The organism is Maritalea mediterranea, assembly GCF_021568695.1.
Taxonomy (GTDB): Bacteria; Pseudomonadota; Alphaproteobacteria; order Rhizobiales; family Devosiaceae; genus Maritalea; species Maritalea mediterranea.
On sequence record NZ_JAKGTI010000003.1, the window covers coordinates 104,235 to 117,664 of the forward strand.

At 54.7% G+C, this 13,430-nt stretch carries 13 protein-coding genes; 6 read left to right on the top strand and 7 right to left on the bottom strand.

Going from position 1 to position 13,430, the window contains the following annotated elements; all coding sequences use genetic code 11:
- Nucleotides 1-7: 7 nt before the first annotated feature.
- From L1I42_RS13355 to L1I42_RS13365, 3 genes are read right to left on the bottom strand one after another with little or no spacing between them, the layout of a single operon-like run.
- Complete coding sequence (locus L1I42_RS13355) at nucleotides 8-1,276, bottom strand: HlyC/CorC family transporter (protein ID WP_236115174.1); 1,269 nt, start codon at nucleotides 1,274-1,276, stop codon at nucleotides 8-10.
- Entirely contained in the window at nucleotides 1,273-2,400 is a 1,128-nt protein-coding gene (aroB, locus tag L1I42_RS13360) for a 3-dehydroquinate synthase (protein ID WP_236115175.1), read from the bottom strand. Before aroB ends, L1I42_RS13355 begins: the two co-directional genes overlap by 4 nt.
- Before the next feature lie 15 nt (nucleotides 2,401-2,415).
- Nucleotides 2,416-3,018 carry a shikimate kinase gene (locus L1I42_RS13365; RefSeq protein ID WP_236115176.1) on the bottom strand — a complete coding sequence of 201 codons (603 nt, stop codon included), beginning with the start codon at nucleotides 3,016-3,018 and terminating at the stop codon, nucleotides 2,416-2,418.
- Nucleotides 3,019-3,161: 143 nt separating this feature from the next.
- Between L1I42_RS13365 and L1I42_RS13370 the strand changes: the two genes are divergently transcribed.
- From L1I42_RS13370 to L1I42_RS13385, 4 genes are all read left to right on the top strand, one after another.
- Nucleotides 3,162-3,311 carry a histidine kinase gene (locus L1I42_RS13370; RefSeq protein WP_236115177.1) on the top strand — a complete coding sequence of 50 codons (150 nt, stop codon included), beginning with the start codon at nucleotides 3,162-3,164 and terminating at the stop codon, nucleotides 3,309-3,311.
- Nucleotides 3,304-4,218: a site-specific tyrosine recombinase XerD gene (locus tag L1I42_RS13375; RefSeq protein WP_236115178.1), complete on the top strand. Its 915-nt coding sequence runs from the start codon at nucleotides 3,304-3,306 to the stop codon at nucleotides 4,216-4,218. Before L1I42_RS13370 ends, L1I42_RS13375 begins: the two co-directional genes overlap by 8 nt.
- Nucleotides 4,219-4,323: 105 nt before the next feature.
- The gene (locus tag L1I42_RS13380) at nucleotides 4,324-5,280 is read left to right on the top strand and encodes an acetyl-CoA carboxylase carboxyltransferase subunit alpha (RefSeq protein WP_236115179.1); all 957 of its coding nucleotides are present in this window, start codon (nucleotides 4,324-4,326) and stop codon (nucleotides 5,278-5,280) included.
- Between the two features lie 111 nt (nucleotides 5,281-5,391).
- Nucleotides 5,392-6,405, top strand: a complete 1,014-nt coding sequence (locus L1I42_RS13385) for a L,D-transpeptidase family protein (RefSeq protein WP_236115180.1) — start codon at nucleotides 5,392-5,394, stop codon at nucleotides 6,403-6,405.
- On the opposite strand, the gene L1I42_RS13390 is transcribed toward L1I42_RS13385, so the two are convergent.
- Together L1I42_RS13390 and L1I42_RS13395 are read right to left on the bottom strand one after the other, a co-directional pair.
- On the bottom strand, nucleotides 6,406-6,882 hold the full coding sequence (locus L1I42_RS13390; protein WP_236115181.1) for a GNAT family N-acetyltransferase: 477 nt from the start codon (nucleotides 6,880-6,882) through the stop codon (nucleotides 6,406-6,408).
- Between the two features lie 8 nt (nucleotides 6,883-6,890).
- Nucleotides 6,891-8,669, bottom strand: a complete 1,779-nt coding sequence (locus tag L1I42_RS13395) for an SLC13 family permease (protein WP_236115182.1) — start codon at nucleotides 8,667-8,669, stop codon at nucleotides 6,891-6,893.
- A gap of 125 nt (nucleotides 8,670-8,794) precedes the next feature.
- On the opposite strand from L1I42_RS13395, the gene L1I42_RS13400 reads away from it, so the two are divergent.
- On the top strand, nucleotides 8,795-9,367 hold the full coding sequence (locus L1I42_RS13400) for a uracil-DNA glycosylase family protein (RefSeq protein ID WP_236115183.1): 573 nt from the start codon (nucleotides 8,795-8,797) through the stop codon (nucleotides 9,365-9,367).
- A gap of 21 nt (nucleotides 9,368-9,388) precedes the next feature.
- Nucleotides 9,389-9,859: a VOC family protein gene (locus L1I42_RS13405; RefSeq protein ID WP_236115184.1), complete on the top strand. Its 471-nt coding sequence runs from the start codon at nucleotides 9,389-9,391 to the stop codon at nucleotides 9,857-9,859.
- On the opposite strand, the gene L1I42_RS13410 is transcribed toward L1I42_RS13405, so the two are convergent.
- Together L1I42_RS13410 and secA are read right to left on the bottom strand one after the other, a co-directional pair.
- The gene (locus L1I42_RS13410) at nucleotides 9,860-10,555 is read right to left on the bottom strand and encodes a class I SAM-dependent methyltransferase (RefSeq protein ID WP_236115185.1); all 696 of its coding nucleotides are present in this window, start codon (nucleotides 10,553-10,555) and stop codon (nucleotides 9,860-9,862) included.
- A gap of 74 nt (nucleotides 10,556-10,629) precedes the next feature.
- The gene (gene secA / locus L1I42_RS13415) at nucleotides 10,630-13,284 is read right to left on the bottom strand and encodes a preprotein translocase subunit SecA (protein WP_236115186.1); all 2,655 of its coding nucleotides are present in this window, start codon (nucleotides 13,282-13,284) and stop codon (nucleotides 10,630-10,632) included.
- Between the last annotated feature and the right edge of the window lie 146 nt (nucleotides 13,285-13,430).

Genomic DNA, 13,430 nt, shown 5'->3' on the forward strand with positions numbered 1-13,430 from the left:
CCCGGCATTACGGAATGATTTTGATTTCCGTAATGCGGTTACGTTCCTTTTTCAGCACCTTAAAGCGGAACCCATGGAAGGTGAACACCTGGTTCACTTCCGGGATCATTTTGGCTTCTTCCACAATCAGCCCGGCGATGGTGTTGGCATCTTCGTCAGGCAAATGCCAATCCAGCGTTCGATTCAAATCACGGATCGGCACCGAACCGTCGACAATATAGCTGCCATCGGGCTGCTTTTGTGCCCCTTCCATGATCTCGTCATGCTCGTCGGCAATTTCGCCGACAATTTCTTCCAAAATGTCCTCAAGGGTCAGCAGGCCTTCCACTTCGCCATATTCGTCCACGATCATGGCAATATGGGCTTTTTCGCGCAAAAAGGCGTTCAGCTGGGCCTGCACCGGGGTGGTGTCGGGCACGAACCACGGCTTGGAGACGATCTTGGAAAAGTTGAGCTTTTCCACGTCCCCACCGGCACGGAACAGGGCGCGCAGCAAATCTTTGGCATGCACAATCCCTACAATATTGTCCTGATCGCCCCGCCACAGGGGAATCCGTGTGTAAGGGCTTTCCAAAATTTCCTGCACCAATTGTTCTTTCGGCAAGTCGGCATCAAAGGCCAGCATTTTGGTGCGGTGCACCATCACGTCAGACACTTCCAATTCACTTAGGTCGAGAATGCCGCCCAGCATGTCGCGATCATTTTTGATCACTTCACCCTCGCGGTGCAGCAAATCCACGGTGCCGCGCAGTTCATCGTGACCGGTCAGGCCATATTCGTCGTCTTCCGAGCGGGCACCCAATAGGCGCAACAACATATTGACCAGCTTTTGGATCGCATAAGTGATGGGGGCAAATACCACGACAACCGGGCGCACAAAGCGACCCACACCCACTGCGAACTCATCCGGCTTGGAAATCGCCCACGTTTTAGGCAGCACCTCTGAAAAGATTACCACCATCATGGTCATCACCAAGGTGGCGTAAATCACGCCGGTATCGCCAAACAGTGAGATCAACACGCTGGTGGCCAGGGAAGAGGCGAGAATGTTGACCAGATTGTTGCCCAACAGAAGGGCCCCGATCAGCCGTTCTTTATCGGCGATTAGGCTTTCCACGATGGACGCGCCATTTTTGCCCGCCTTTACCCAATGGTGGATGCGTGCGCGGCTCGCCGCAGTCAACGCGGTTTCCGAGCCGGAGAAAAAGCCAGACAGCGCCAGCAGCACAATGATGGCGCCAACAGAGATCCAGAAGCTGAGGGTTAATTCGGTCATTTTTGCCGTTCTTTGTTTAAGAATTCAAACACATGGTCAGGATTGACATTTTGTTCAATGAAAGCTTTGCCGATACCTTTTGTCAAAATAAAGGTCAGCGCCCCGCGCGTCACCTTTTTGTCTTGGGCAATATGGGTCAGCAACTCCTCGGTTGAGGCGAGCTCGCCGGGAATATCGCTTAATTTTGTGGGCAGACCGGCCTTTTTCAAGTGTGCTTCCACCCGCTGATCGTCTTGAGTGTTGGACAGACCAAGCTGTGTTGAGAACCGATGGGCCAATGCCATGCCAATGGCGACACCTTCGCCATGGATCAGCCGGTCGGAATAGCCCGTCGCTGCTTCAAGGGCATGGCCAAAGGTGTGCCCCAGATTGAGCAGCGCCCGCTGGCCATGTTCGCGTTCATCGGCCACCACCACGCGGGCTTTGGCGCGGCAGGCGCGGGCAATGGCTTCGGCGCGGGCCGGGCCGCCTTCAAAAATCTCAGGTTGGTTTTCCTCCAGCCAGAAGAAAAACTCTTCATCATCGATCAGGCCATATTTGACCACTTCGGCATAACCGGCGCGGAATTGCCGTGCGGGCAGGCTTTCCAAAACGCCGAGATCCGCCGCGACAAAGCGGGGCTGGTGGAACGCGCCAATCAGGTTTTTGCCATGGGGCGAGTTCACCCCGGTTTTGCCGCCCACTGAGCTGTCCACCTGGGCCAGCAGGGAGGTGGGGATTTGCACAAAATCCATACCGCGGCGCATGATGGCGGCGGCAAAGCCGGCCAGATCGCCAATGACCCCACCGCCAAAGGCGAGAATGATATCATTACGCTCGAGCTTTTCTTTCAGCAGCGCAAAAACCACACTGTCGAGACGCGCCATGGATTTGGCGCTTTCGCCTGGCGGGATGGAGATCAAGGCATAGTCCAGCCCATTCTTGTCAAGACTGGTTTTCAAGCGAGCCCATTGCGCCTTTTCCACATTCAGATCGGTCACCACGCCAAAGCGGGCACCGGGAAATTTCTGTTTCAAGATGCCACCCAGCCGATCCAGCACATCGGGCGCAATTTCGATATCATAGGCGCGGTCGCCCAGATCAATGGGCACGATGATGGGTTCTGGGGCGTTTTGGGTCGACATAGTTTTTCTCGCGCGTTAGGCGTTCAGATAGGCGGCTAGGGCAGTGATGGCTTTGGCCGCCACGGCTTCATGGGTGCCATCAAATGAGGTGACTTTCACATCGGCCAGAGCATAGGTCGGATTGCGTTCATCATAAAGCGCTTTCAGCGTGCCAAATGGGTCTGCCGTGCGCAGCAGCGGCCTCGTGTTGCGGCGTGAGACCCGCTCGAACAGCAAATGAATGTCTGCATCCAGCCACAGCGAAACAGCATATTTTTTGATGTTGGTGCGGGTTGCCTCATTCATGAAGGCGCCACCACCGGTGGCGATCACCGCGTTTTTATTTTCGCTTAACAGCCTTGAAATCACCCGCACTTCCCCGGCGCGAAATTCATCTTCGCCATGGGTTTCAAAAATGTCGGGGATTGGCATGCCTGCCGCTTTTTCAATTTCATTGTCGCTGTCGATAAAGGGCCGGTTCAAATATTGCGCAATGCGGCGACCAACGGTGGACTTGCCTGCGCCCATGAGCCCGATCAGCACAATAGGTTTGCTGCCCAGCTTTTGGTTGACCAGTTTACTATTTTCACCCACATCCGTGCTGGCCAGCCCGTCGTCCACATTCATCTCCTTATTCATGCTTGCTGTTTGAAGCCATTTGTTGGGTTTAATGTCAAGCCTTGTTGTGGTGCGGTTCGGTATCGCTTTCTTGACCAGTTTGCGGGTAATTTCTTGAAATGGCGCGTTAAATGGGCGAAAAAGAGGGGTAATGGAGGGTTCCTATGCCGACCTTGATCAGGTTTATTGTATTTTTAGCGATTTTGGCCGCCTTGGTGTTCGGGTCGATGGTGGCGCTTACTGTTTTTGTGGAGCCGACCCCGCGGGAAATGACCGAGCGGGTGCCGGCGCGCGATCTGTTTGGCAATGACTGATCGCGCCAGCCAATATCTCGACCTGTTTCTGGATATGATGAGCGCCGAACGGGGCGCGGCTGTCAATACGCTTGAGGCCTATCAGCGCGATTTGGTGGATTATGTCCGCCATCTCGATCAAGCCGAACAGCCGATTGAGCAGGTGGATCGCAATGGGGTGCAGGCCTATTTAATGCAGTTGGAGGCGCAAGGATTTGCCGCCAGCACGCAGGCGCGGCACCTGAGCGCGATCAAGCAGTTTCATCGGTTTTTGGTGGCGGAAAATCTGCGCAAGGATGACCCCACTGCCATTGTGCCCGCGCCCAAGGCGGGGCAGCGCCTGCCGAAAACGTTGAGCATTGAAGAGGTGGATCGATTGTTTGAGGCGGCGGAGGCGGCGATGGCCAAGCCCGATTTGTCGCCAAAGGCGCAATTGAAGGCGGAGCGCAATTATGTGCTTTTGGAGCTGCTCTATGGCACCGGCATGCGGGTCTCGGAACTGGTGGCGTTGCTGCGCTCAGCCATTGTCAAAGATGCCTCGATGCTGGTGGTGCGCGGCAAGGGCGACAAGGAACGTATGGTGCCGCTCAATGATCGGGCGAAGGATGCCCTGATTGCCTATTTGAAAAAGCTGCCGCCGGGGCGTTTTGCTTTTCCCGCCAACACCAAAGAGGGTTATTTGGCGCGGCAGGTTTTCGCGCGGGAGCTTAAACAGATCGCCATCGATGCCGGGCTTGATCCGGGCAAAATATCGCCGCACATTCTGCGCCATGCTTTCGCCTCACATTTGTTGGAAAGAGGCGCGGATCTTCGGGTTGTTCAGGTGCTATTGGGGCATGCGGATATTTCGACCACGCAAATATACACCCATATCTTGGATGAACGCTTGACGCAGTTGGTGGAAAAGCACCATCCTTTGGTACATTAGCCTTATGGCTGGGCCGTTGGGTGCTTGACATTTTAGGGGCAAATCGCCACTTTCCGCGCCAAATGGCGCGATAGGCGCAAAACAGACAGAGTAAAGCTGGTTAATATGCAATCTTATCTTGAATTTGAAAAACCTGTCGCAGATCTACAGGCGAAAGTACAAGAGTTGAAATCCCTGGCGCAAAGCGGGGAAGCGGTTGAAATTGAAGATGAGGTCAAGCGGCTGCAAGAGCGCGCCGATGAAGCGCTGGCCGATATTTACGCCAAATTGTCACCCTGGCAGAAAACCCAGATCGCCCGCCATCCTTTGCGGCCGCATTTTGTGGACTATGTCAAAGAACTGATCACGGATTTCACGCCATTGGCGGGCGACCGGAAATATTCCGAAGACGCCGCCATTCAGGCTGGGTTTGGCCGGTTTGATGGGGACTCCATTGCTGTGATTGGCATTGAAAAAGGTTCAGACACAGAATCGCGCCTCAAGCATAATTTCGGTTCTGCCCGGCCTGAAGGCTATCGCAAGGCGGTGCGGATTATGGAGCTGGCGGACCGGTTTGATATTCCAGTTTTGTATCTGGTGGATACGGCAGGGGCCTATCCCGGTGTTGGCGCCGAAGAGCGCGGCCAGGCCGAGGCCATTGCCCGCTCCACCGAAATGTGCCTGCAATTGGGTGTGCCAAATTTGGCGGTGATCACCGGCGAAGGCGGCTCTGGCGGCGCAATTGCCATTGCCGCTGCATCAAAAGTGGCGATGCTGGAGCATTCGATTTATACCGTGGCCTCGCCAGAAGCCTCGGCCTCTATTCTGTGGCGCGATGCGGGCAAGGCGCAAGAGGCGGCCAACTCCATGAAGATCACCGCGCAGGATTTGCTGAAATTCGGCGTGATCGATCATATTGTGCCAGAGCCAGCTGGCGGTGCGCACCGGCATTCAGCGCAGGTGATTGAAGCCACGGGCAAGCTGATCCGCAATTTCTTGAAGAGTTACAGCGGCAAAGACCGGACAGCGATCCGCGAAGAACGACGTGAGAAGTTTCTGACAATAGGGTCAAAGCTCACTTGATTGTGATCGCACATCTCAAGCCAATCGCTTCACGTTTTCGTTGAATTGTGTGTAAAGATTTTGCCCATGATTTGGTGTTAATTTATGCCAAATCACAGTCGGGGATTATGAGTGACCAAGCCATTGCGCATCGTTAGTTCGATATTTTTATTGTTTTCGCTGTTGTTTCTGGCGGGCTGTACCACCGGTTTCGAGGACCGGGGCAATATTCCTTTGTCCTCTTTCACTGAAGCACAGCTGAATGGCATGGGGTCGTCACCCGAAGCACCAATGATCATCCGCATCTTCAAGCAAGATAGTGAGCTGGAGGTTTGGAAAAAGGTGGAAACAAGCGGTAAGTTTGAGCTGTTTCGCACCTATGACATTTGTGCGTGGTCCGGCGAATTAGGGCCGAAATTCCGGGAAGGCGACCGCCAATCGCCCGAGGGCTTTTATGAAGTAACGCCGGGGCATATGAACCCACGCTCCAATTATTTTCTGTCGTTCAATCTGGGCTTTCCCAACAAGTTTGACCGCACGCATGGTCGCACTGGTTCAAACATTATGGTGCATGGCGATTGCACTTCGCGCGGGTGCTACGCGATGACTGACGATCAAGTGGGTGAGATTTACGCGCTGGTGCGTGAAAGCCATCGCGGTGGCAATCGTTCGGTGCAGGTACAAGTTTATCCGTTCCGCATGACAGGCGAAAATTTGGCGCAACATGCGGAAAGTGAGCACATGGCGTTTTGGCGCAACATCAAGCAGGGCTATGATATTTTTGAGGTCACCAAAACCAAGCCAGAATGGAATGTATGTGGCGGCGAATACAGCTTTAACCGCGCGGGCGGTTGCGGTGCGCTGACTTTGGATGCAGCGGCAAGGGCGGCATTGAATGCGAAGCAGGCCGAGGATGCGGCAGATTACAAGCAGGCGTTGGCCGATATCAAACAGGCCAAGATTGAAGACGCTGAGGCTGAACAGCGGCGTTTAGAAGCCAAACAGGCCGCGGCAGAGCGACAGGCCGCTATCGAGGCACAAACATCAAAGGTAGCCGGTTGGTTTGGGAGCTTGTTTGGCGGTGGCAGCAATGATGGGGGTGGCGAGGTGGACCCCAATGCGCCCACACCGCCACCGCGCCCCTGATCAAGTCAGTTTTCTGATCCAATAGCCGACCGTCTTGCCGTTGGGCAATGCGCGTTCGTCGATCATTTCAAATCCCAATTTGGTGTGATAGGCCTCTGATCCTGGGTTAGGCGGGTCGCGATTGATTTCGCAACCCACAAGCTCCTGCCCATCGGCCTTGGCCGCCTCAAACAGAGCTTCATAAAGGCTTTTGGCGAGCCCTTGGCCCCGCGCATGGTTCGCGGTGACAATGCGGTCGATATAAACGAACTGGTCGTAGCGCTCTTTGAACCAGGCGAAATTGATGCCGTCATGGTCTGATTGCTCATTCATGGCGATCAGGAAGGCGTCAGCCTCATCCACCACTTCCACAAAATAGGCATTGTCGATCAGGCGTTGCAAATCGTCCGGTTCCAGCCAGGAGGTTTCCACCTCATGTGCATTATTAAGGGTGCGCACCGCCTCCAGCAGGGCGGGATCAAATTCTGTTTCGCTCATAAAAACTCCTATAGCGGCCAGAAGACCAGCAGGGCGGGCACAGAGACGGCCACAATGATAATTTCCAGCGGCAGGCCCATGCGCCAATAGTCTGAGAAAGAATAGCCGCCCGGGCCCAGCACCAGCATATTGTTTTTGTGGCCGATGGGGGTCAAAAAGGCGCAGCTTGCGGCGATGGCCACGGCCATCAGGAATGTGTCCGGGTTCACGCCCATCTGGCTGGCCAGCCCCACGGCAATGGGGGCAGCCACAATGGCGGTGGCGGTGTTGTTGAGCACGTCGGAGAGGGTCATGGTGACAATCATCAAAAGCGTGAGCGCCACCCAGGCGGGCAAATCGGCGGTGGCGGCGGCCAAACCGTTGACGATCAGCTGTGTTCCGCCAGAGCTTTCCAGGGCGCTTCCCAGCGGGATCATAGATCCCAGCAGCACCACCACCGGCCATTCGATTGTGTCATAAAGCTCGCGGATGGGCACAATGTCGGTATAAACAAATACCACAGCCACCAGCGCCAGCGCCACCGGCAGATAGAGCCAGCCAATGCTGGCGGCGATCAGAGCGGCGGCAAACAGGCCTATGGCCAACCCGGCGCGTTCATATTGGGTGACCTGCAGGCCACGGTCGGCCAGGGGCAAACAGCCCATGCGCGGGATCACATCCTCCACCGCGTCCGGCGGCCCCAGCAGCAGGATAATATCACCGGCTTGCAGCTTGGTTTTGCGCACCTGTTCGCGTTGGGTTTTGCCCTGCCGCGACAGGCCCAAAAGCGATACGCCATAGCGCGACAGAAGCCGGATATTCATGGCGGTGCGGTCGATCAGGCGACTGTCATTACCCACCACGGCCTCAGCCAACACCAGATCGCCAGACAAGGCGTTTTTAGACGAGGTGGCCTGGCCCTGATATTGCAAACCGAGGGCGCCCACCAGCGCATTGATCGATGCCGGCGCGGCCTCGATAATCAAGGAATCGCCTTCTCTTATCTCTTCATTGCGGGCGCGACCCGGCAAGCGTTTGCCCCGGCGCGAGAGACCCAGAATAATGCAATCATTTTCTTCCGCGACCGCGTCCAACTCCTTTACCTGCTGGCCGATGGCGGATGAGCCTTCGGCCACCACCAGATCGGCGACATAGCCTTCAAGCTCCATCAGGTCTTTCGGGGAGTTTTTGCTTTGCTTTTGCTCTGGAATGAGGCGCCAGCCGACGGTGGCCACGAAGGCGATGCCGATCACCGCCACGATCAGGCCCACAGGGGCGAAGTCGAACATGCCGAATGGCTCACCCAGCGCGGTTTCGCGGAAGGAACCGATGATGATGTTGGGCGGTGTGCCGATCAGCGTGATCAAGCCGCCCAGAATGGTGGCGAAGGAAAGCGGCATGAGCGTTTGTCCCGGGGCGCGGCCTGCTTTTTGCGCGGCTTGAATGTCCACGGGCATCAGCAAGGCGAGGGCCGCGACATTGTTCATAAAGGCAGACAGAATGCCGCCAATGCCGCCGAGCATGGTTATGTGCATCCCGATTGACCGGGAATGATCGATCACCGAACGGGTGATCAGGTCAACAGCACCGGAATTGGTGAGCCCCCGAGAGACAATCAACACCAGCGCCACAATAATGGTGGCGGGGTGGCCAAAGCCTTCAAAAGCAATGTCAGTGGGCACGACCCCGGCGATTAACCCCACCACAAGGGCGGTGAATGCGACCAGATCGTAGCGCCATTTGCCCCAGAGCAGCCCGACAAACACCAGAAAAAACAGACTGAACAGAATGATTTGGTCGAGCGTCATAAAGGGGGCTCCGCGTTGCCACTTTTCTTTGTTATTTTGGCGCATGATGACAAACTGGGACGCGCGTGACCAGTCTTTAAACGGGAAAGATTGCCCCATTTTTTAGGTGAATGTGAAATAATCGGATGGTGGAAACGCTGAAAAAAGAAATTGCCGCGTGTACCCTTTGTTTGCCGCATCTGGCGCATGGAGTGCGGCCGGTGGTGCAGCTCAGTCAAAGCGCCAAAATCGCCATTGCCGGGCAGGCGCCGGGGCGTGTGGTGCATGAGACCGGTTTGCCGTTTAACGACAAGAGCGGCGACCGGCTGCGCGACTGGTTGGGGGTGAGCCGAGAGCAGTTTTATGACCCCGATCTGTTCGCTATTGTGCCCATGGGCTTTTGTTATCCGGGCACGGGTAAATCCGGCGATTTACCGCCGCGGCCCGAATGCCGCGCCACCTGGCATGACCGCATATTTGCCGAAATGGAGCAGCTTGAACTGATTATGGTGATTGGGGCCTACGCCATTGATTATCATTTGGGCGAGCGGGCCGAAAGAACACTGACGGAAACGGTGCGTAACTGGCAAGATTATCAGCCCCGGCATATGGTTTTGCCCCATCCCAGTCCGCGCAATAATTTGTGGCTTCGGCGCAATCCATGGTTTGAAGATGATGTGGTCCCCCATTTGCGGAAACGGGTTTCTCAGCTAATCTAGCGGCAATCTGGAGGAAAGATCATGCCCACGTCCATTCCCTGCCTTTGGTTTAATCATAACGCGGAAGACGCGGCCCGCTTTTACTGTGACCTTTTTGAAGATGGGGAAATGCTGCACCCCAAAGCGCCAACACCAGTCGGTGAACACCAGCCGGTGATGGTGCGCTGGCGCATGAATGGGCAAGAGGTTTTTGGGCTGAACGGTGGCGGCAGATTTCCGCAGAGTGAGAGTTTTTCCTTTTTTATTGAAGTGCGGGATCAGGCCGAGCTGGATCATTATTGGGAGGCGCTTTTGGCGGATGGCGGGCAGGAAAATATGTGCGGCTGGCTTAAGGACCGATTTGGTGTGTCGTGGCAGGTGATCCCGAAGCAATTGGGCCCGCTGGTGGGGCATACCGATCCGGCAATCGCCAAGGCCGCGACCGAAGCCATGTTCAACATGCGCAAAATCATTATCGCCGATTTGGAAGCGGCAGCGGACGCGGCGCGATAATCAGTCAGGCTTTTTCAGCACAAGAAAAATAAAGCGCGGCTGGGTGGTGAGCTTTTGATAGGCGTCCGGGAATTGCTTTTGGGTTTCGGGCAAAGGCATTGGTTCCTTGATCAGATCAATCTCCAGACCGGCATTTTTAATTTCCTCAATCATTTGGGTGAGGGGCCGACGCCAATAGCGCACATAAAGCGTGCCGTCCGGTTTTTTCCAGCTATCTTCAATCAGCGTATGGGCAAAATAATCTTCACCGCCAGCCAGCGCATGATCCATAAAGGGATGGTGGGTGGAGATCACCACTTTGCCACCGGGTTTGAGCAGGCGGTAGAACTCGCTGAGTGGCGTTGTCCAGTCTTTTACATAATGCATGGCCAGGGCGCACAGGATGCGATCAAATTGCGCATCCTGATAGGGCAGTTTCTCCGCCAGGTTGGCGGTTTTGAAATTTATCTGATCGCCCAGCATGTCTTTGGCAATGGCGAGCATTTTTTCGCTTAAATCGAAGCCGTGCATCTTCGCGCCTTTGGCCAACAGGTCAGCGCAATGCTTGCCGCCACCACAGCCTGCATCCAGCACCGTCAGGCCATTCACATCGCCCATCAATTCAGTGGAGTTGGGGCGTTCATAAAGATCATTCCAGGGGCTGATTTTTTCGGCGTCATATATTTTGGCAAGTTTATCAAAGTCGGTGGCGGTCATGCGTTTCCCCTCAAAGCAAAAAGGCGCTTTGAAGAAAGCGCCTTTTAAAATTCAGATTTACACGTGTTGGCCGTCTAGTACGCGCCGTGACAATGTTTGTATTTTTTGCCGGAGCCACAGGGACATGGATCATTGCGGCGCACTTTGCCCCAATTTTCCATATTCAGGTCGCTGTCCTCACCCACTTCATTCCGGCCCGTTTGCGGATTGATGTGGCTTTCCTGCATTCTCGGCATTTCAGGCTCTTGTGGCTGTTGAATCTGCACATGACTGATCTGGGTAACCACCAGTTCGCGCAATCGATCCAAAAGGCCTTGGAACAGTTCGTATGCTTCCTGCTTATATTCGTTCAGCGGATCGCGCTGGGCGATGGCACGCCAGCCGACCACTTTGGACAAATGGTCGAGGGTGACCAAATGTTCACGCCATAAGCCATCCAAAGATTGCAGCAAAATCTGCTTTTCAATCTGGCGCATAATATTCGGTGTATATTGCGCGGCTTTGGCGGCGGCTACTTCATCGGCGGCTTTGGTGAGGCGTGCGGTGACTTCGGTCACATCAATGCCTTCTTCTTCCGCCCATTTTTCCGTATGCACGTCCACATTGAGATAGGTTTTGGCCGCTTCGTTCAGCCCTTCAGTATTCCACTGTTCGGGATAAGCCCGCTCGGGCACAAAGCGCTGGATAATGTCCTCCACCACATCGTGGCGCATTTCGGTGATGGTTTCGTTGACATTGTCATCGTCCATCAATTCAAGGCGCTGCTCAAAGATCACCTTACGCTGATCATTCATCACATCGTCATATTTGAGGATGTTTTTCCGAATGTCGAAATTGCGCGCTTCCACTTTGGATTGGGAGCGCTCCAAGGCGCTGGTGACCCAAGGGTGCGAAATGGCTTCACCATCTTCCAGCCCCAGTTTGGTCAGCATAGATTCCATGCGCTCCGGCGCAAAAATCCGCATCAGATCGTCTTGCAGCGACAAATAGAATTTGGAGCGACCCGGGTCACCCTGACGGCCGGAACGACCACGCAGCTGATTGTCGATGCGACGGGATTCGTGCCGCTCGGTGCCGATCACATAAAGCCCGCCTGCGGCGAGGGCTTTTTGCTTGTTCTCTTCGATTTCAGCTTTAATGGCCTCAATCTTTTTCTCGCGCTCTTCGCCTTCAAGACCATCACATTCCAGGTCGACACGCATTTCGAGATTGCCGCCGAGCTGAATGTCGGTACCGCGACCCGCCATATTGGTGGCGATGGTGACGGCGCCGGGCATGCCGGCATTGCCGATAATATGAGCTTCTTGTTCGTGGTGGCGCGCATTGAGGACCTTGATGTCCTTGACGCCTTCTTTTTGCAACAGGTTGGCCAGAATCTCTGATTTTTCAATCGATGTTGTGCCCACCAGCACCGGCTGACCTTTTTGCTGGCATTCGGCCACCTCTTTGGCGATGGCTTGATATTTTTCTTCCTGGGTGCGGTAAACTTCGTCTTGCTCATCAATACGCGATACTTCGCGGTTGGTGGGCACGGTCACCACGCTCAGCTTATAAATATCTGCAAATTCTTCGGCTTCAGTGGAGGCGGTGCCGGTCATGCCCGCCAACTTGTCGTAAAGCCGGAAATAGTTTTGGAAGGTGATGGAGGCCAGGGTTTGGTTCTCGGGCTGAATTTCAGCGCCTTCTTTGGCCTCAAGCGCCTGATGCAGGCCTTCAGAGAAGCGGCGGCCCGGCATCATACGGCCGGTAAATTCGTCGATAATCACCACTTCATTGTTGCGCACAATATAGTCTTTGTCGCGGGTGAACAATTTATGGGCGCGCAGGGCGGAATTGAGGTGGTGAACGATCGAGACGTTTTCTGTGTCGTAAAGGCCCTCGCCTTTGATCAGCTCTTCCTTGCGCAGCACCTCTTCCATTTTTTCGATGCCCTTATCGGTGAAGGTGGCGGAGCGCTGCTTTTCGTCCAGCTCATAATCACCTTCTTCCACCAATGGGATCAGCGCGTTGATCTTGATGTAAAGGTCTGAGCGGTCCTCTGACGGGCCGGAAATGATCAGCGGCGTCCGCGCCTCATCGATCAAGATGCTGTCCACCTCGTCGACGATCGCGAAATTGTGACCACGCTGGACCATCTGTTCGCGCGAATATTTCATATTGTCGCGCAGATAATCAAAGCCGAACTCGTTGTTGGTGCCATAAGTCACGTCAGCCTGATAGGCGGCGCGGCGCTGATCTTCTGAAATGCCATGAATGATGACGCCGGTGGTGAGCCCCAAGAAGCCATAGACCTGGCCCATCCATTCCGCGTCACGCTTGGCCAGATAGTCGTTCACTGTGACCACGTGTACGCCTTTGCTGGCCAGCGCGTTCAAATAAACGGCCAGCGTGGCCACCAAGGTTTTACCCTCACCGGTCCGCATTTCGGCAATGGCATTGTCGTTCAAGACCATGCCGCCGATCAGCTGCACATCATAGTGGCGCTGACCCAGCGTGCGTTTGGCCGCTTCACGCACAGTGGCGAATGCTGGAACCAAAAGCTCTTTTAAGGTTTTACCCTCTTGAAATTCACGTTTGAATTGCTCTGTTTTCGCGCGCAGTTCGTCGTCGCTCAGCGCAGCGATTTCGGGTTCCATTGCGTTGATCTGGTCGACCAGCGGGCGATATTTCTTGATTTGCCGGTCGTTCGCGGAACCAAAAATTTTTTTAGCCAGTGCAGCTAATGCCATGACAAATGTCCTTATTGATGCCTTAAATCGGGTTTTAGCCCTATAAGGCGACAGGAATGTGTTCGTTTTTAAAATGCCGCACGATCAAATGCCACATTTGGCCACTAAAAAGCGGCGTTGGGAGATGTAGTGATGGCAAAGTGTCT

Coding starts and splice junctions, on each gene's coding strand:
- L1I42_RS13355 (WP_236115174.1), bottom strand. CDS start 1,276: ATGACCGAATTAACCCTCAGCTTCTGGATCTCTGTTGGCGCCATCATT.
- aroB (WP_236115175.1), bottom strand. CDS start 2,400: ATGTCGACCCAAAACGCCCCAGAACCCATCATCGTGCCCATTGATCTG.
- L1I42_RS13365 (WP_236115176.1), bottom strand. CDS start 3,018: ATGAATAAGGAGATGAATGTGGACGACGGGCTGGCCAGCACGGATGTG.
- L1I42_RS13370 (WP_236115177.1), top strand. CDS start 3,162: ATGCCGACCTTGATCAGGTTTATTGTATTTTTAGCGATTTTGGCCGCC.
- L1I42_RS13375 (WP_236115178.1), top strand. CDS start 3,304: ATGACTGATCGCGCCAGCCAATATCTCGACCTGTTTCTGGATATGATG.
- L1I42_RS13380 (WP_236115179.1), top strand. CDS start 4,324: ATGCAATCTTATCTTGAATTTGAAAAACCTGTCGCAGATCTACAGGCG.
- L1I42_RS13390 (WP_236115181.1), bottom strand. CDS start 6,882: ATGAGCGAAACAGAATTTGATCCCGCCCTGCTGGAGGCGGTGCGCACC.
- L1I42_RS13395 (WP_236115182.1), bottom strand. CDS start 8,669: ATGACGCTCGACCAAATCATTCTGTTCAGTCTGTTTTTTCTGGTGTTT.
- L1I42_RS13400 (WP_236115183.1), top strand. CDS start 8,795: ATGGTGGAAACGCTGAAAAAAGAAATTGCCGCGTGTACCCTTTGTTTG.
- L1I42_RS13405 (WP_236115184.1), top strand. CDS start 9,389: ATGCCCACGTCCATTCCCTGCCTTTGGTTTAATCATAACGCGGAAGAC.
- L1I42_RS13410 (WP_236115185.1), bottom strand. CDS start 10,555: ATGACCGCCACCGACTTTGATAAACTTGCCAAAATATATGACGCCGAA.
- secA (WP_236115186.1), bottom strand. CDS start 13,284: ATGGCATTAGCTGCACTGGCTAAAAAAATTTTTGGTTCCGCGAACGAC.